The sequence below is a fragment of the Paraburkholderia sp. SIMBA_030 genome (genome assembly GCF_046535245.1).
Lineage (GTDB): Bacteria > Pseudomonadota > Gammaproteobacteria > Burkholderiales > Burkholderiaceae > Paraburkholderia.
On sequence record NZ_JAWRXB010000234.1, the window covers coordinates 1 to 316 of the forward strand.

The 316-nt window shown below is 63.0% G+C and carries 1 protein-coding gene; it reads right to left on the reverse strand.

Annotated elements, in window-relative coordinates; all coding sequences use genetic code 11:
* Window positions 1-316, reverse strand: a 316-nt coding sequence (locus tag SB772_RS39805) for a hypothetical protein (protein ID WP_410838492.1), incomplete at both ends; no start/stop codon positions are given.

Sequence of the window (316 nt, forward strand, 5' to 3'; positions counted from 1 at the left end):
CGACCCTCGGCCGGTGGGGTGTGTTGAGCCGGGGCGTACGGTGCCTTGAGAGTCCTCGAAGCCCTCCGCAAGCTTGACCAGCACCTCGATCAGGTAGGCCACGGAACTGCGCGATGTGCCGATGTTGGTCATGAACAGCACGGTGTTCCGGGACGTCTTATTCACCTGGATCCCGTGATCGTCCATCAGATAGCTGTGGCGGAACGTGTCGCCGTCGATCCCTGTCCTGCTGATGTCCAGCGTGAGGCGGCTGGGGTCAATGACGAATTCGTCGCGCTGCCATGCGTCCTGGAGCTCGGCCAGGCCTTCCCGCAAC